The sequence below is a fragment of the Massilia eburnea genome (assembly GCF_050709955.1).
GTDB classification, from domain to species: domain Bacteria; phylum Pseudomonadota; class Gammaproteobacteria; order Burkholderiales; family Burkholderiaceae_D; genus Rugamonas; species Rugamonas eburnea_A.
Genome location: NZ_JBNZFX010000031.1, coordinates 35,718 through 51,375 on the forward strand (window position 1 = coordinate 35,718; position 15,658 = coordinate 51,375).

Consider the following 15,658-nt stretch of genomic DNA (forward strand, 5'->3'; position numbering starts at 1 on the left):
GCCTATGAAGACCTGCTGGAATTCCCGCGGCGAGCTGCCGGCGCGCTCCTTCATCGTGGCCGAGACCTCGGTGCAGGGTTTCCGTTTCGACTGGGAGCAGATGAGCGTGGCCCGCAGCCGGCACCCGGCGCTGACCGCCTACGTGACGCGCATGCTGGAATACGCGGTATGCAGCCAGGCGCGCCGCTTCATCACGCACACCGCATCGAGCGCCGAAGAGCGCCTGGCCAATTTCAGGAAGGAGTATCCGAACCTGGAACGCCGGATTTCGCAGAAGGTGCTGGCGTCCTACCTGCAGATCACACCGGCCTACCTGTCGCAGCTCATGCGCCGCGAGCAGGAAGCTGCTTAGCGTTCCTGCTCCTGCCGCAGCAGCGTCGACATGTATTGCGGCGTAATACCCAGGAAGGAGGCCAGCGATTTCTGCGAGATGCGCTGTTCCAGTCCGGGTATTGTTCGCGGAACGCCGCCAGGCGGCAGTTGGCCGACGTCATGCTGCGCACCAGGCAGCTCTGCGAATAGCGGCGGATCGAGTGCTCGGAAACCTTCAGGTAGTACTCGCGCATGAGACTGTGCTCTTCGCGCAGGCGCGCCAGGGCGGCCCACTCCACGCGGATCGCCGTCACCGGAGTTTCCGCAATGATGAATTCCTGCGCCGGCTGGCCGTCCTGTGCCGCCAGCAGGTCGTGGTGCGAGCCGCAGGAATCCCCTTCCGACGAAAACGCCATCGTCACATCGGTACCGTCCTTGGTGATCATGCCGCGCCGCGCAACGCCGCGGTACAGCCAGTACGCCACGCTGGCCGGCACGCCGGCGCGCTGCAGGTACTCGCCCTTGCGGAAATGCACTTCAACGACGTGTGGGGCCAGGATGCGGTTGAATGCATCGAACATTTCACGCGATACGCCAATGCGGCTCATCGAATAGTCGCTGAATTCTTCTCGCTGCTTTAGGAATGCGTCGGACATCACGGTAACTCTTGGTCTTTCTGACAATATTGTTTCTTGCCTGAAACGACAGGCCCCGCAATATAAACTACTGCAGGGAGCCGGGCAATCCCGCCGTAAAGACTGTTGCACGCCGCCGGCGAATTTTAGTAACTACTTGATAATCTTCAACTATTTAAACGAAAAGCAGTCGCGAATGTAGCTATACTACTCGTTGGCCATCCAGTCGCGCATGCCGTCCACCCAGGGACGGGCATTCAGGTTAAACGATTTCTTGATTTGGCTGGCGCGCTCGTACAGCACCGAAAAATCGATCGACGGCGAGCGCTTGAAGGCGATGACCACGATGTTGGCGTCGTGGACTTCGGGCAGCCACACCACGGCGTCGAAACACCAGTTCCATGTGCTGCAGGTTCTTGCCGTAATTGTCAAAGTCGCCGAACACATTGGTGGTCATGATGCCGTCCGGCCCAAGGCAGTCGTAGCAGGCCTGGTAAAACTCAGGCGTGTCGAGCACCGGTCCGCGCGCCTCTTCATCGTACAGGTCGACCTGCAGCACGTCGACCGTGCCGTGGTTGCTTGGCTCGAGCACGAAAATCCATCGCATTCATCTGGCGCACTTGAAGCCGTTCGTCGTTTGGCGGCAGGCAGAACTTCTCTTCGCAGATTGCAATCACATTCGGATTGAGCTCGATCGCGGTCCACGCGCGCTTTGGGGAACTGGCGATAGCTGAATTTGGTCAATGCCGCGCTGCCCAGGCCGAGCTGGACGATGTGGCGCGGCGAGGGAATGAAGAGCGTCCAGATCATCATCATGCGCACGTATTCAAGCTCGATCATGTCGGGCTTGGACAGGCGCATGGCGCCCTGCACCCAGGAGGTGCCCAGGTGCAGTGAACGGACACCTTCGAACTCGGTGATGGTGGCGGGAGGGAAACCAGGCTGGTCAAATCTGCGGGAAGTCATGGCCGACAGTTTACCAGCCCGGCGTTCACGCCCCCTGGCAGCGCCGCTTGAGCCCCAGCGTGCCCACCACGCCAAGTCCCGCCAGCAGCATCGCATAGCCACCCGGCTCAGGCACCGCGCTGATGTTCAGCGTGCCCGAATAGCTGGCCGAGGCGGGAGTGAAGCCGGTATCTTCAAAATCCACATAGCCGAAGACACTCAGTGCCAGCGGCCCCGTGATCACGCTCGGCAGCAGGAAGCCAGATTCGAAGAGACCCGGGCCGCTCAGTGTCAGCTCATGGCCATTGACGTAGGCGGCAGTGAAGGTGACGTCAGTCCGCGGGCTGAAGCCCAGGGTCACCAGGCTGGCATCGACGGAATAGGTGCCGGCGCTGGGCGAAAAATTGAAGGTATCGGCGAAGGCTCCCTTCTCCAGATGGGTCACGCCGAAAGCGGCGGATTGTTCGGTGGCGCTGCCGCCGAGGTTGACATTGACGACGACGTTGTCAGCCTGCACTGCCGAGGCGGCCACTGCAAGCAGCAAACCCATGGCTGTCTTCATGGTGTTCTCCTGAAAGCGCAGGCGAGGCGCCTGCACATTCCAAGGTAGGACGCAGTATTGAGCTAGCGTTTGATCTAAATCAAAGAGGCAAGATGATGGCCACTGCAAGTCCACCGCCTTCGCGGTTGGCAAGTGTGATGCGGCCGCCGTGGGCTTCGGCGATTTCGCGCGCCAGCGCCAGGCCGAGGCCGGTCCCGCTGCGCTTGGTGGAATAGAACGGCACCAGTGCATTGGCCAGTACCGCCTCGCTCATGCCGGGGCCGCGGTCCTGCACCTCGATGCGCAGCATGCCTTGCTGGCGACGCAGCTCCAGGCCGACTTCCTCCGGCGGCGAGCCGGATTCGTGGGCGTTTTTCAGCAGGTTGAGCAAGGCCTGCTCCATCTGCGCCGCGTCGAAGGCGTGCGGCTCGGCCGGCACTTCGCCATGCAGCGCGAACTGCACCTGGTCCGACAGGGCGGCCAGGAAGGCGCCCCAGTGCTGCGGGTCAAGGCGCGGTGAGGGCAGCTTGGCAAAGCGCGCGTAGCCGAGGATGAAGCTTTCCAGGTGGCGTGTGCGCTCCTCGATGGTGGCCAGGATTTGCGGCAAGCGTTCGGTCTGGCCGCGCCGCACCAGTTCCGCGCCGGAATGGGCCAGCGAAGTCAAGGGCGCCAGCGAGTTGTTCAATTCATGGCTGATCACCCGGATGACTTTTTTCCAGGTCTGCACTTCCTGGCGGCGCAGCTCCTGCGTCAGCTGGCGCAGCAACAGCAGTTCATGCGGGCGGCCATTCAGGCTGAAGCTGCGGCGTGCCAGGTGGAACACTTCCTCCTCTTCGCTGTCGCCGATGGTGAACAGGCCGTCGCCGCCGCGGGCGACGGCATCGCGCAGGGCGGGCTGCACGCGGGCCAGCAATTCAGGCAGATGCAGGCCCTCCAGCTTGCGGCCTTCGTTGACCAGCTGGCGCGCGGCCAGGTTGCCGAAGACGATGGCGCTGTTGTCGGTCACCAGCAGCATGGCGACGGGCGTGTGCTGGACCATGGTGTCGAGCAGCAGCTCACGCTGCACCAGGCCGAGGCGCTGTTCGCGCAGCACCTGGCCCAGTTCGTTGTGGGCGGCCACCAGGTCGCTCAATTCATCTTGACGCGGCCAGTGCAGGCTGAAGGAAAAGTCGCCATCGCGGTAGCTGGTGACGGTGCCGGTCAGCGCGCGGTACAGGGAAAGCTGGCGCTGCAACTGGGCGCGGATGGTGATCACCGCCAGCGGCACCAGGCAGAGCAGGGAGATGCCGACCACCATGGTCGGATGCTTGGGCAAGAGCTGATCCAGCCCGAGCGCAATCAGGATCCCGGTCGCCGTCAGCGTCCCCACCAGCGCCGACCATAACGTCAGAAGCGAAAGTCGCATAGGTCCTATACGGTTGGGTCCGTGTCACACCGTGGGGTCACACCCGAAGTGTGACACGAACCCAGCAGTTCTACGGACGAGGCCGTGTCACACTCGGGGTGTGACCCCATGGTGTGACACGGGCTGGTGCGTAACAGTGTGCGTAACAGTGTGCGGGTCATGGGCGGGCGATGCCGAGGCGTTCCATGCGGCGGTACAGGGCTTGGCGCGAGAGGCCGAGCTCGGCGGCGGCTTGGGCGACGACGCCGCTGGCGCGCTGCAGGGCGCTGACGATGGCGTCGCGGTCGGGTTCCTGGTCGGGGCCGGCTGGGGCGCTGGCGTGGCCGTTCATGACACTGGCGGCGGGCAGGCCGAGGTCGGGCACGGTGATGGCTTCGCCTTGTGCCAGCAGGCTGGCGCGCGCCATCACGTTCTTCAGTTCGCGTACGTTGCCGGGCCAGCCGTGCGCCAGCAGGGCGGCTTCAGCGTCGGCGCGCAGCGGGCGTTCCTGGCCCAGGAAGTGGCGCGCCAAAGGCAGGATGTCGGCCGGGCGTTCGGCCAAGGGCGGCAGGCGCAGCTCGATCACGTTCAGGCGGTAGTACAGGTCTTCGCGGAAGGTGCCGGCGCGGATCATGGCAGGCAGGTCGGCATTGGTGGCACTGACCACGCGTACCGCCACCTGCCGTTCGCGGTTGGAGCCGAGCCGTTCGAAGCGGCCGGTTTCCAGCACGCGCAGCAGCTTCATTTGGCCGGCCAGCGGCAGGTTGCCGATTTCGTCGAGGAACAGGGTGCCGCCGTCGGCTGCTTCGAATTTTCCTTCGCGCGCTTTGGCGGCGCCGGTGTAGGCGCCGGCGTCGGCGCCGAACAATTCGGCTTCAATCAGTTCGGCCGGCAAGGCGCCGCAATTGAGCACCACGAAGGGGCCTTCGCGCACCGAGGAATTGGCCTGGATGATGTCGGCGATGCGTTCCTTGCCGGTGCCGTTCGGGCCGGTGATCAGCACCGGCACGTCGGCGCGGGCGACCTGGCAGGCCAGCGAGATCACGCGTTCGGTGGCGGGATCGCTCCACACCATATTGCGCAGGTTGTAGCGTTCCAGCTCGCGGCGCTGGCGCAGTTCGTCGCTGCGGTGCTGGTTGAGGGCGCGGTTGGCCTGGCCCAGTTCCAGCAGGTTGCGCACGGTGGCGATCAGGCGCTTGTCGTCCCACGGCTTGGACAGGTAGTCGGCGGCGCCTGCCTTGATCAGGTCGACTGCGGCGTCGAGGTGGGTCCAGGCGGTCAGCAGGATCACCGGCAGGTCGGGGTGGCGCTTGCGGATGGCGCGGAACAGTTCCACGCCTTCTTCGCCGGAGGTGGTGTCGGCGCTGAAGTTCATGTCCTGCAGCACCAGGTCGATGCTGGCGCTGCGCTGGTGGAGCAGGGCGAGGCCTTCTTCCGGGGAGGCGGCGTGCAGCGCTTCGATGTCGTGCAGCGAGAACAGGACTTCGAGGGCGACTGCGACTGCGGCGTTGTCGTCGATGATTAGTACGGTTGGCATTTTGGCAGGATACAGTAAAACCGGTAAATCCGGGTCTGACCCAAGGGTCAGACCCCCAACGGTTTTCGGGGCGCGGGTTTTGGTTGTGCGCTGTTGACCTTCGACGAAGTTCAACGGCCCACAACCGAAACCCGCGGCGGCGACGCTGATATGGGTCTGACCCTTGGGTCTGACCCTTGGGTCAGACCCTGGTTTACCGGTTCAGGCGGAGCGGGTCGCCATGGCCGGCGAGATGGAGGCGGCGCGCCATGCGGGACCATAGACGGCGGCGATGCCCAGCACCCAGGATGCGGCGGCTCCTGCCAGCATGTACTCGGCCGGCAAGCGCGCCAGTTCCAGCTTGGAGACCAGCAGCTGGTTCAGGGCCAGCGCCCCCAGCAGGCCACCGACGATCCCGGTGGTGGTGATCATCAGGTTCTCGGTCACGAAGTAGCGCAGGATATCGATCTTGCGCGCACCCAGTGCACGCCGCACGCCGATCTGCTTGCGGCGCTGGGTGACCCACAGGCTGGCCATGCCGACGATGCCGCTGGCGGTGACCACCATCAGCAGCACGCTGACGGTGATCAGCATCCAGCACAGCGCGTTGTCGGCCCTGTAGCGGTCTACGCGTTGTTCGGACTGGGTCTTGCTGTGCACGACCACCTGGCCGTTATGCAATTTGCGGATCGCCTGCTCGGCATCCTTCATGGCGCGGTCGCGCTGGCCCGGTTCGGCGCGCAGCGTGTACAGCGCACGCGACATGCCCGACAGGCGGGCCGGGACCATCGTCGTCAATTCGCCGTCCACGCCCATGGCGCCGCTCGGGGTTTGCAGGGTTTCGAGCACGCCGACCACGGTCACTTCGCGTGCTTCCGGCCCGGTGCCGTAGAACATCTTCTTGCCGACGAAGCTTGGGGCATCGGGCCATACCTTTTGGCCGGTGGCTTTGGTGATCAGGGCTACGCGGGGGAAGTCCTTGCTGGTCTTCTGGTCGATTTCCAGCACGTCCTGCGGCGTGAAATCGCGGCCGTCAATCAGCCGCAGGCCCCAGGTCTTGACCAGGGAATCCGCGGTGACGTACATCGACGGGCTGGCATTGCTGCGCTCCTGCTCGCGGCTGGCCGCCACGCTGCTGTAGTTGCCGGAGCGCGACAGCGTGATCTGGTTGGTGCTGGCCACCGAGGTGATGCCGGGCAGGGCGCGCAGCGCTGCCGCTTGCGCCTTCTGCGCCGCCAACTGCTCTTCATGGCCGCCGGGGTTGAGCACTTTCACGTCAAGGCTGAACACCTGCTCCTCGTTGGCGATGCCGGTCGGACGGGCGGCGACTTCTTGGCGCACGCTGACGATGTGCAGCGCGTTGGACAGGATGGCGAGGCTGAGCGCCACTTGCACGGCGACCAGGACCGGGCCGGTTTTGGAGCGCATCAGCGCGGAAAAGATTGGTTTGATTTCCATGTTGTCCTCACTGCGATTTCAGTTGCATGGCCGGGGTCACCTGGCAGGCGCGCCAGGTCGGCAGCAGGCCGGCCAGTATGGCGGCGCTGACGGACATGACGAAGGTCACCAGCAGCATCATCCAGTCCATATGGGTGGTGACGGCGATCTGCTCGGAGATGGTGCCGATCAGGGCCAGTGCGCCCAGCGCCAGGAGCAGCCCGAGGATGCCGCCGGCCAGGCCGACCACGGCGCTTTCGATCAGGAACTGGGTGAAGATTTCCTTGCGCGAGGCGCCCAGGGCGCGGCGCACGCCGACTTCCGGTGCGCGCACCGAGAATTTCGCCAGTAGCAGGCCGATGGTGTTGACCAGGCAAAGCAGCAGGAAGCCGAAGGCCAGCATGGCGGACAGGCGGCTGTCCTTGCCCACTACCTTCTGCTCTTCCAGCCATTCCATCACGGTGTACAACTTGTTGGGCGCATTGCGCTGCAGGCGACCCAGCTTGCGCTGCTCGGAAGCGTAGGCGTCCAGCCAGGCTTGCAGTTGCGGGCGGTCGGATGCCGAATGCAGTTCGAACCAGAACTGGATCCAGATGCATTCCGAATCGAGCAGTGCCTGGTAGCCGGGGCCGCGGTCGCTGCTGCAGTTCATATTGCCATTCTGGCCCATTTCGTGGCGGATCGCGTTGTGGAACGGGATGTAGAACTCATCGCTCTCACCAAAGGCGCCGGAGCCGCCGACGATGCGGTGATAGCGCGGCACCGGGTTCCAGTTGCCGTACACGCCGGTGACGGCGTAGTCGAAGCCGAACATGCGCACGCGCTGGCCGACCGGGTTGGCGTTGCCGAACAGGCGCTCGGCCAGCTTGGTGCTCAGGACCACCACGTCGGCTCCCGACTTGTCGTCCGCTTCGCTCCATGGTCCGCCGTGCACGAACGGTACTTCGAACATGGCGAAGAAGTCGCGGGTCGGCGTCAGGCCTTCGACGGTGAACACCGGCAGGTCCTTGCGCGCCGGTTCGACGGTACCGGAGGCGCCGCGGATCGCTGTGCGGCGGTCGCCCTGGCCGGAAGCGAGCAGGTTGACGGCGTCGCGGTAGGACATTTCGTCGCCTTCGTGCTCGCCCGGCGTGTAGCCTTTGAGCGGGCCGTTATCGACCTGCGGTACGATCAGGCGCTCGCTCTTGTGCGGGATCGGGTCACCCGACATCACGTGCAGGATGGTCAGGGTCGCTACGCTGGCAGCGACGCCGACCGCCAGGATCAGCACCATCAGCGCGGTCAGGACCGGGTTGCGGCGCAGGCTGCGCACGCCCAGCATGAAATAGTATTGCAGCATCTCAGGCCTCCTTGGCGACCACCAGCGATGGCGACTTGCGTACGAGGTCGGACACCTGGCCGTCGATGATGTGGACGTTGCGCTGGGTGCGCTGGGCCAGCTCCGGATCGTGGGTCACCATCAGGATGGTGGTGCCTTCGGCATTGATCTCTTCCAGCAGTTCCATCACGCCGCGCGCCATCTGCGTGTCCAGGTTGCCGGTCGGTTCGTCGGCCAGCAGCAGCTTGGGCGAACCGGCCAGGGCGCGCGCGATAGCCACGCGCTGCTGCTGGCCGCCGGACAGTTCGGCCGGGAAGTGGCGCATGCGCGACGCCAGGCCGACTTTGGCCAGCGCGTCTTCGATGCGTTCCTTGCGTTCGGCGGCGTTGAAGCCGCGATAGCGCAGCGGCACGTCGACATTGTCGAACAGGCTCAGGTCGGGGATCAGGTTGAAGCCCTGGAAGATGAAGCCCAGTTTCTCGTTGCGCAGGCGCGAGCGGGCGTTGTCGTCCATGCCTTTGACGTTGATGCCATCCAGCACGTAGTCGCCGCTGGTGAAGTCTTCCAGCAGGCCGGCGATGTTCAGGAAGCTGGTCTTGCCGGAACCGGAAGGACCGGTGACGGTGACGAATTCGCCCTGCTTGACTTCGATCTCGAAGCCGCGCAATGCGTGGGTTTCGATCATGTGGGTGCGATACACTTTGCTCAGGTTATTCATGCGCAGCATGTTTAATCTCCGTAGGGGTTATTTGTTGATCGAGACGCGCTTGGCGTTCTCGAAGCTTTCGGTACCGGCGATCACGATCTTGTCGCCCTGTTTCAATCCATTGACGATTTCCACCGCAGCCACGCTGGTGGCGCCAAGCTGCACCGGGGTGCGCACGGCGATGCCGTCCTGCAGCAGGTAGACGTAGCGGCCGCCCTCCGATTCCACGAAGGGGCCGCGCTGCACCATCAGCACGTTCTGTTTTTCGTCGATCAGCAGGCGCGCCGATACGCGCTGGCTTTGGCGCAGGCCTTCCGGCTGCTTGTCGAAGCGCACCCGCGCCAGCACCTGGTTCTTCACCACTTCCGGCGACAGCGCCGACAGCTTGCCCTTGGTCTTCACGCCGGCCACTTCGATTTCTGCCGTCATGCCCAGGCCCAGGTCGTTGACGTAGGATTCCGGCACTTCGAGTTCCACTTCTAGCTGGGACAGGTCGACCAGCGTCATGAGCGGGGAGTTGGCCTGCACCACGCTGCGGTTGGCGACCGACAGCGTGCCGATGAAGCCGTCCACCGGGGCGCGCACGGTCAGTTCGTCGACGCGGCGCTGGGCGTTGGCCAGCGACAGCTTCTGGCGCTCCATCTGGGCGGTCTTGGTTTTCAATTCCAGCGACACATTGTCGCTTTCCAGTTCGGCGGCCTGCTTGGTGTGCTTGGCGCGGATGTCGGCGGCAGCCACGGCGTCCTTGGCCTTTTGCATGTCGATCTTGGCGATGATGCCTTCGGTCGACACGCTTTCGTAACGCTGCAAGGTGCGCATGGCAGACACGCGCTCGATTTCGGCGGTGTCGGCTTCGCGCTGCGCGGCCAGCTTCTGCTTGCGCGCCAGGATCTGCTGGCGCGCGACTTCGGCCTGCAGCTCGCTGAACAGGGCCTGTTCCTTTTTCAGTTCGTCGGTCAGGTCGGGCGATTCCAGCACGGCCAGCACCTGGTTTTTCTTGACGGTGTCGCCGGCGTGCACTTTCAATTCGACGGTGGAGGTGGAGGTCGAATACAGGGTCGGGCTGACGGCAGCCACGATGCGGCCGTTGACGGCGGCGTCGCGGATCAGGGTGCCGCGCGTGACTTCGCCGACGCGCAGGCGGGAGGCGCTGATCGACTGCTCGCTGCCGCTCCAGTTTGCCAGCAGGCCGTAGCCGGCGGCGGCCAGTGCCAGCCCGGCCACCAGCAGCAGCACCTTGCGGCGCGGGAAGCGGCTGGTGGGGACGGCGATCACTTGGTCCTGGTGTGAGGTGTCGCGAATCATGTTCTTTTCCCGGGTGTTGGTAGTTTGGTCAATCTTGCTCTTGCACGAAGCGTGCCAGCAGCTAAGCTATTGATTCATATGGTGGCCGCCTGCGGTGGCCGCCGTCCGCGAGCGTCCACCGTGTCCGGCTGTCCGGGCCTGCGCCAATCGGACTACTTGATTTTTTAGTAAGCGGTTATACTTGCAGTCTTAACTTTATGGCAAGGAGTCGTTCTGTGGAGTATCCGTTCCCCGACAGTGCGGTGGCGCGCTACGACGAATTGGCCGGCGCCAGCGGCAACGGCGCGGTGGATGGACAGACCTGGCACGATTTGCTGCTGGCGCCATATCTTCTGGCAGTAGGCGAGGGCGCCAGCATTTTTGGCCGCCAGATGCTGTACCGGCGCTTGCGGCGCGGCGCGGCGGGCGCGCCGTCCGAAGCTGTCCGCGCGCTGTTGGCGGACAATGGCGCGCGCCAACGTCTCGCCGCGCAGCTTGCGCCATTGCGCAAGGCCAGCGCCGAAGTCACCGAGTCGTTGTATGTGGCCGCTGCGGACAGCGTGGCGGAGCCGGCAAGTTCCCTTGCCGGGTCGCCGTTGCCGCCCGTGCCACGCTGGTCGGCGTGGCTATGGCTGCTGCCCGCGACCTTCCTGGCCTGCGCGGCGGCCAGCTTCTTCTGGCTGCCCGCGCTGGTTCCGGCTGTTGTGCTGTCGTTGCTGCTGATGGCAATCCAGATCGCCTTCCACTCGCGGATCCAGCACTGGTCTGCCATCGCCGAAGGCCTGCAACTGCAGCTCCATGCGCATGGCCAGCAGCAGGACATGCCAGGCGCCGTCCAGGCCGCCCAGTTGCGCGGCAAGCTGGCACGCAATGCTTTTTCCACCGCGCCCGGTGTGACCGAATATGCGGACTGGGTCATGCTGGCCAACCTGAAGCATTATTTCGCGACACGGCGCCTGGTGCGTGAGCACGCAGTGTTCCTGCGCCAGAGCTATGAACTGATGGCGGGCCTGGATGCCGACCTTGCGCTGGCGCGCCATTTGTCGGCGCAGACGCAGTGGTGCTGGGCGGAAGAGGGCTGGGAGCAGGAGCTGCATCTGCAAGCGGTTCGCCATCCGCTGCTGTCCGATGCGCAGGCATTGGACCTGACGCTGGATGGCAAAAGTGCCTTCATCAGCGGCCAGAATGGCATCGGCAAAAGCACTTTGCTGCGTACGGTCGGCCTGAACCTGCTGGCGGCGCGAGCTTTCGGTTTCTGCTACGCGGATGCGGCGCGCGTGCCGAACCTGCCGGTGTATGCCAGCATGCAGAACGACGACGCGCTGGATGGCGGCGAAAGCCTGTACCAGTCGGAACTGCGCCGCGCCCACGAATTGCTGGCGCTGGCCAAGGAGCCGCAACGCGCGCTCTTCATCATCGATGAAATCTTCCGCGGTACGAATCACCTGGAATCGGTATCGGCTGCCGCTGCAGTGCTGGAGCAACTGGCCGGCCGCGGCACCGTTCTGGTGTCCTCGCACAACGTAGTGCTGGCGCAGTTGCTCGAGCCATGCTGCTCGCCGCTGCTGGTGCAAAAGCGCGCCGGCCGCCTGGTGCTGACGCCCGGCGTGCTGGCCGAGACCAATGGCCTGACCCTGCTGGCCCAGTCCGGATTCGACGCTTCCATCGAACAACGCGCGCGCGACGTCTATAAACGCCTCAGTGGCCGGCTGCTGCCGGCATAGCGCGAACAGTCTTGCGACGCAGCCAGAGTTTGGTCAGGCCATACATGATTGCGATCACGGCCACCCACGCGGCGTAAACCAGGCCCAGCGAAGGCTCGTATCCCTTCGGCAGGATAAAGCCCGCAGGTCCGCCTTGTGGCGTTGCGCCGTAGCGCAGCATGAAGTAGGGCCCGGCGAGAAAGTGGATCATGGCGATGTGGATCACATAGAAGAACATCGGGGTACCGCCGAACAGCATCAGCAACGGCACCGGACGCAGGCGCTCGAACCATGCCAGCACTGGCAGCGCAATGCCGACCGTCACGCACAGGTAAAGCAGCGACGGCGGGTATTTGTGCACGCGAATGAAGGAAATGAAATCCCATATGAAGCCGCGCCCTTGCGGCGACCATGGGTCGGGATCGCCATAAAAATTCCCGCTGCGCAGAACGACGAACACCAACAGCAATAGGCCGCCGGCGATCACCAGGAAGCGCTGCCGGCGTGCCGCCTCCCACTGGAACACCGGCCCCAGCGCGTAGCCTGCCGCGATCAGTCCAAGCCATGGCATCAATGGATACGCGAGATATACACCGTAATTGCCGGCCACCGGCCAGAAGCCGCGCTGGTGCCAGGCCAGCCACAGGGGATGGTTGGACTGGATCGCGTCGAGCAGGTTATGCGGCAGGATCAACAGCGCCGCAATGACCGCAATGGCGGGCAAAGGCAGCCAGCTTAGTCCTGCCAGGAAGATCATCCCCATGCCTAGCGCCCACAGCACCTGCAGGATGGTGACGTTATAACCGAGCTGCCAGCTGAAACTGATCCAGGTCGCTTCCAGCACCAGCAGCAACAGGCCGCGCGTCAGCAAATAGCGCGACAGCGCGGCAGTGCCGCTCCTGGTTCCGCGCAGGAAGGCCGAGGTGCCGGCCAGCAACACGAAGGTGGAGGCGCACAGGTGCGTGATCCAGCGCGTGGCAAACCAGAGCGGCGTGGTCTTGGCCAGGTCCTCCGGGTCGAACAGCGCGGGGCCGAAGAAGTCGCGGGTATGGTCCAGCGCCATCAGCACGATCACCAGGCCGCGCAGCATGTCGATGCTGCTCAGGCGCGCAGTTTTTTGCATTCCGTCCCCCTTAATCATTTGCTATGTATTGTGGGCGCGAATTGCCACCCAGGCAAATTTTTAATTTCTGTCTTGACAGAAATTAATGTAAGCATAGAATGGCAAGCATGGAACTGAAACCGATAGCCGAACGCTTTGTACTGCACTGGGGCGAGATGGGCTCGCGCTGGGGCGTCAACCGCACCGTGGCGCAAATCCACGCCTTGCTGTATTTGGCCGCGCGCCCGATGGACGCCGAAGAAATCCAGCAAACGCTGGGGGTGGCGCGCTCCAATGTCAGCAACAGCCTGAAGGAGCTGCAGTCCTGGAGCCTGGTGAAGGTGGTGCACCTGAAAGGCGACCGCCGCGACCATTTCGAAACGTCGACCGATGTGTGGGAGTTGTTCAAGCTGATCGTGGCCGGCCGTCGCCAGCGCGAGATCGACCCTACCGCCGCCGCGCTGACCGAATGCCTCTCCAATCCTGCAATGGCAGACGAAGACGAAGGCACTCGGGAACGGATCGAAGAAACGCTGAAATTCATCGAGGTCATGGCCACGCTGTCGGATGAGCTTCTGCGCTACAAGCCGGAAACGCTGATGAAAACCTTGGGCGTCAGCGCCAAAATCAGCCGGGCCATTCGCGGCAAGCAGTGACCGGGTAAAACCAGGCGGGCAGCAATGCCCGTTTTTTTTGAAGTCATGATTTCTGTTTTTACAGAAATTACTGTCGAAAAGGAGATTCAAGGAATGTTGATCGCATACGAAATCCTGCTGCCCCTGCTGGCCGGCCTGGCTATCAGTTTTTACCTGCGCAGTGCGCTGCGCAATCTCCTGCTGGACCTGTGCGGCACCCCGCAGCGGGCCGAATTCTGGGTGCGCATCAGCACTGTCCTGATTACTGCCTTCCCCATGCTGCTGGCGCTCGGGTTCGGGTATAGCGGGGTAGCTGGCGCCACGCCGGCACTTGTCCTGCGTACCGCGCTGATCATGACCGCGGCCGGCATCGTGGCCGGCGTCGCGGTGATGGGCTGGAATATCGCGAAGTCGATCCCGAAGACCAGCAAATGAAGATACTGGTTTGCGGCGCATCGGGATTTATCGGCAGCGCGGTTTGCTGCGCGCTGTCGGCGGCCGGGCACGAAGTGCTGCGCGGCGTGCGCGTTCCTGTGCTGCCAGGCGATGTCGCTATCGATTACACGGTGGATTTGCAGCCATCCGCGTGGATGGCGCGCTTGCGCGGCCTGGATGCGGTAGTGAATGCGGTGGGCATGATCAGCGAACAGGCGGACGCAAGTTTCGAGGCACTGCACAGCGCCGCTCCGCGCGCCCTGTTCGCCGCCTGTGCCGCTGCCGGCGTACGACGCGTGGTGCAGATTTCGGCGCTCGGGGCAGGGCAGGGCGGCACCGCCTATTTCGCCAGCAAGCGTGCGGCCGACGAGGCGCTGATGGCATTGCCCCTCGAGTGGACCATCCTGCGCCCGTCGCTGGTGTTTGGGCTGCAGGGCAAATCGGCGGCATTGTTTTGCAAGATGGCCAGCATGCCGCTCATGGTTGCACCGGCACTGGGGGAGGTGCGCTTCCAGCCGGTCCATGTTGACGATCTTGTGCGCGCGGTGGTGGCGGCCGTCGATCCCGCCACACCGGCCCACCGCGTGGCCGAACTGGCCGGCGCCAGCTCGCTTACCTTTGACGGCATGCTGTGCGCTTACCGTGACGCCATGGGCTTGCCGCCAGCGCCCATGCTGCATATTCCAGCCCAGGCGATGACCTGGCTCGCTTGGCTGGGCGGCAAGATTCCCGGCCTGCCTTTGACACCGGAAAACTGGCGCATGCTGCGCGCAGGCAGCGCGGCTGCCATGGGCGAGTTGCCCAAGCGCCCGCTGCGCGCCATCAGCGACTTCATCTCACCGGCCGAAGGCGAGCTGCTTCGCCTGCGCGCGCTGGCAAGCTGGCGCGGCACGCTGCTGCGCTGGACCCTGGCCTTAGTCTGGCTGGCGACGGCCATCGTAAGCGCCTTCATCTATCCGCGCGCCGACAGCCTGGCCTTGCTGGCCCGCGTTGGCCTGGTTGGCTGGCCGGCGACACTGGCGCTGTATGGCGCGGCTGCTGTGGACGCGGCTTTGGGCCTCGCCTGCCTGGTTCGCCCGCGCCGCGCGCTCTGGCTGGCGCAGGGTGCGCTGATATTCGGCTACAGCGCGGTGATCGCGCTCTGCCTGCCGGAATACCTGTGGCACCCCTTCGGCCCATTGCTGAAGAACCTGCCGATCCTGGCCATCCTGTTTATTTTGTTTGCGGAGGAAAAAGCGTGGACTACCTGACCATCAAGACCATCCACATCCTGTCCTCGGTGCTGCTGGTCGGCACCGGTTTCGGCACGGCCTTCTACCTGTTCTTCGCCAACCGCTCGAAATCGGTGGAAGCGATTGCCGTGGTCTCGCGCCTGGTGGTGCGCGCCGACTGGTGGTTCACCACCCCGGCCGTGATCGTGCAACCGCTGTCGGGCGCGTGGATGATCCATCTCGCCGGTTATCCGCTGGACGCGTTCTGGATCAAGGCTTCGCTGGCGCTGTATGCCCTGGCGGGCGCTTGCTGGCTGCCGGTGGTGTGGTACCAGATCAGGATGGGCAGGATGGCGCTGGCGGCGCATGCCGCCAACACCGATTTGCCGGCGCAATACTGGCGTTATGCGCGCCGCTGGGAACTGCTTGGCTATCCGGCGTTTATCGCCATGCTTGGCGTGTACTGGCTGATGGTGCACAAGCCGGTTTGAGTC

At 64.1% G+C, this 15,658-nt stretch carries 15 protein-coding genes and 1 pseudogene; 6 read left to right on the plus strand and 10 right to left on the minus strand.

The genetic code is table 11. From position 1 onward, the window contains the following. Positions 1-4 precede the first annotated feature (4 nt). Complete coding sequence (locus ACQ4MM_RS17155; RefSeq protein WP_431478491.1) at positions 5-352, plus strand: hypothetical protein; 348 nt, start codon at positions 5-7, stop codon at positions 350-352. Here ACQ4MM_RS17155 and ACQ4MM_RS17160 read toward each other — a convergent pair. From ACQ4MM_RS17160 to ACQ4MM_RS17200, 9 genes and pseudogenes are all read right to left on the minus strand, one after another. Further along, entirely contained in the window at positions 324-968 is a 645-nt protein-coding gene (locus ACQ4MM_RS17160; RefSeq protein WP_431478492.1) for a Crp/Fnr family transcriptional regulator, read from the minus strand. The genes ACQ4MM_RS17155 and ACQ4MM_RS17160 overlap by 29 nt on opposite strands. A gap of 186 nt (positions 969-1,154) precedes the next feature. After that, positions 1,155-1,913 (minus strand): annotated as a pseudogene (locus ACQ4MM_RS17165) (spermidine synthase). Between the two features lie 25 nt (positions 1,914-1,938). Then, positions 1,939-2,454: an FxDxF family PEP-CTERM protein gene (locus ACQ4MM_RS17170; protein WP_431478493.1), complete on the minus strand. Its 516-nt coding sequence runs from the start codon at positions 2,452-2,454 to the stop codon at positions 1,939-1,941. 79 nt (positions 2,455-2,533) lie between these two features. Further along, positions 2,534-3,838 carry a sensor histidine kinase gene (locus ACQ4MM_RS17175; RefSeq protein WP_431478494.1) on the minus strand — a complete coding sequence of 435 codons (1,305 nt, stop codon included), beginning with the start codon at positions 3,836-3,838 and terminating at the stop codon, positions 2,534-2,536. 157 nt (positions 3,839-3,995) lie between these two features. Continuing rightward, on the minus strand, positions 3,996-5,354 hold the full coding sequence (locus ACQ4MM_RS17180; protein WP_431478495.1) for a sigma-54-dependent transcriptional regulator: 1,359 nt from the start codon (positions 5,352-5,354) through the stop codon (positions 3,996-3,998). A gap of 201 nt (positions 5,355-5,555) precedes the next feature. Next, positions 5,556-6,791 (minus strand): ABC transporter permease, encoded by a 1,236-nt coding sequence (locus tag ACQ4MM_RS17185; protein ID WP_431478496.1) that lies wholly within the window; start codon positions 6,789-6,791, stop codon positions 5,556-5,558. Positions 6,792-6,798: 7 nt separating this feature from the next. Next, positions 6,799-8,109, minus strand: a complete 1,311-nt coding sequence (locus ACQ4MM_RS17190) for an ABC transporter permease (protein WP_431478497.1) — start codon at positions 8,107-8,109, stop codon at positions 6,799-6,801. Between the two features lies 1 nt (position 8,110). Then, positions 8,111-8,815 carry an ABC transporter ATP-binding protein gene (locus ACQ4MM_RS17195; RefSeq protein ID WP_431478498.1) on the minus strand — a complete coding sequence of 235 codons (705 nt, stop codon included), beginning with the start codon at positions 8,813-8,815 and terminating at the stop codon, positions 8,111-8,113. Positions 8,816-8,833: 18 nt separating this feature from the next. Then, positions 8,834-10,099 carry an efflux RND transporter periplasmic adaptor subunit gene (locus tag ACQ4MM_RS17200; RefSeq protein ID WP_431478499.1) on the minus strand — a complete coding sequence of 422 codons (1,266 nt, stop codon included), beginning with the start codon at positions 10,097-10,099 and terminating at the stop codon, positions 8,834-8,836. Between the two features lie 215 nt (positions 10,100-10,314). Between ACQ4MM_RS17200 and ACQ4MM_RS17205 the strand changes: the two genes are divergently transcribed. Then, entirely contained in the window at positions 10,315-11,802 is a 1,488-nt protein-coding gene (locus ACQ4MM_RS17205; protein ID WP_431478500.1) for a MutS-related protein, read from the plus strand. Here ACQ4MM_RS17205 and ACQ4MM_RS17210 read toward each other — a convergent pair. Beyond that, entirely contained in the window at positions 11,777-12,904 is a 1,128-nt protein-coding gene (locus ACQ4MM_RS17210; protein WP_431478501.1) for a DUF1624 domain-containing protein, read from the minus strand. The two genes, ACQ4MM_RS17205 and ACQ4MM_RS17210, sit on opposite strands and share 26 nt — an antisense overlap. Positions 12,905-13,011: 107 nt before the next feature. On the opposite strand from ACQ4MM_RS17210, the gene ACQ4MM_RS17215 reads away from it, so the two are divergent. The 4 genes from ACQ4MM_RS17215 to ACQ4MM_RS17230 all read left to right on the plus strand — a co-directional run bounded on the left by ACQ4MM_RS17215 (position 13,012) and on the right by ACQ4MM_RS17230 (position 15,655). Beyond that, positions 13,012-13,539, plus strand: a complete 528-nt coding sequence (locus ACQ4MM_RS17215; RefSeq protein ID WP_431478502.1) for a GbsR/MarR family transcriptional regulator — start codon at positions 13,012-13,014, stop codon at positions 13,537-13,539. Between the two features lie 93 nt (positions 13,540-13,632). After that, on the plus strand, positions 13,633-13,953 hold the full coding sequence (locus ACQ4MM_RS17220; protein ID WP_431478503.1) for a hypothetical protein: 321 nt from the start codon (positions 13,633-13,635) through the stop codon (positions 13,951-13,953). Then, positions 13,950-15,203, plus strand: coding sequence for an SDR family oxidoreductase (locus ACQ4MM_RS17225; protein WP_431478504.1), 1,254 nt, complete (start codon positions 13,950-13,952; stop codon positions 15,201-15,203). Before ACQ4MM_RS17220 ends, ACQ4MM_RS17225 begins: the two co-directional genes overlap by 4 nt. Continuing rightward, positions 15,191-15,655, plus strand: coding sequence for a DUF2269 family protein (locus tag ACQ4MM_RS17230; RefSeq protein WP_431478505.1), 465 nt, complete (start codon positions 15,191-15,193; stop codon positions 15,653-15,655). Before ACQ4MM_RS17225 ends, ACQ4MM_RS17230 begins: the two co-directional genes overlap by 13 nt. Positions 15,656-15,658 lie beyond the last annotated feature (3 nt).

Excerpts from the sequence above, each read along its gene's own strand:
- ACQ4MM_RS17155 (WP_431478491.1), top strand. The coding sequence starts at position 5 with ATGAAGACCTGCTGGAATTCCCGCGGCGAGCTGCCGGCGCGCTCCTTC.
- ACQ4MM_RS17160 (WP_431478492.1), bottom strand. The coding sequence starts at position 968 with ATGTCCGACGCATTCCTAAAGCAGCGAGAAGAATTCAGCGACTATTCG.
- ACQ4MM_RS17170 (WP_431478493.1), bottom strand. The coding sequence starts at position 2,454 with ATGAAGACAGCCATGGGTTTGCTGCTTGCAGTGGCCGCCTCGGCAGTG.
- ACQ4MM_RS17175 (WP_431478494.1), bottom strand. The coding sequence starts at position 3,838 with ATGCGACTTTCGCTTCTGACGTTATGGTCGGCGCTGGTGGGGACGCTG.
- ACQ4MM_RS17180 (WP_431478495.1), bottom strand. The coding sequence starts at position 5,354 with ATGCCAACCGTACTAATCATCGACGACAACGCCGCAGTCGCAGTCGCC.
- ACQ4MM_RS17185 (WP_431478496.1), bottom strand. The coding sequence starts at position 6,791 with ATGGAAATCAAACCAATCTTTTCCGCGCTGATGCGCTCCAAAACCGGC.
- ACQ4MM_RS17190 (WP_431478497.1), bottom strand. The coding sequence starts at position 8,109 with ATGCTGCAATACTATTTCATGCTGGGCGTGCGCAGCCTGCGCCGCAAC.
- ACQ4MM_RS17195 (WP_431478498.1), bottom strand. The coding sequence starts at position 8,815 with ATGCTGCGCATGAATAACCTGAGCAAAGTGTATCGCACCCACATGATC.
- ACQ4MM_RS17200 (WP_431478499.1), bottom strand. The coding sequence starts at position 10,099 with ATGATTCGCGACACCTCACACCAGGACCAAGTGATCGCCGTCCCCACC.
- ACQ4MM_RS17210 (WP_431478501.1), bottom strand. The coding sequence starts at position 12,904 with ATGCAAAAAACTGCGCGCCTGAGCAGCATCGACATGCTGCGCGGCCTG.
- ACQ4MM_RS17215 (WP_431478502.1), top strand. The coding sequence starts at position 13,012 with ATGGAACTGAAACCGATAGCCGAACGCTTTGTACTGCACTGGGGCGAG.
- ACQ4MM_RS17220 (WP_431478503.1), top strand. The coding sequence starts at position 13,633 with ATGTTGATCGCATACGAAATCCTGCTGCCCCTGCTGGCCGGCCTGGCT.
- ACQ4MM_RS17225 (WP_431478504.1), top strand. The coding sequence starts at position 13,950 with ATGAAGATACTGGTTTGCGGCGCATCGGGATTTATCGGCAGCGCGGTT.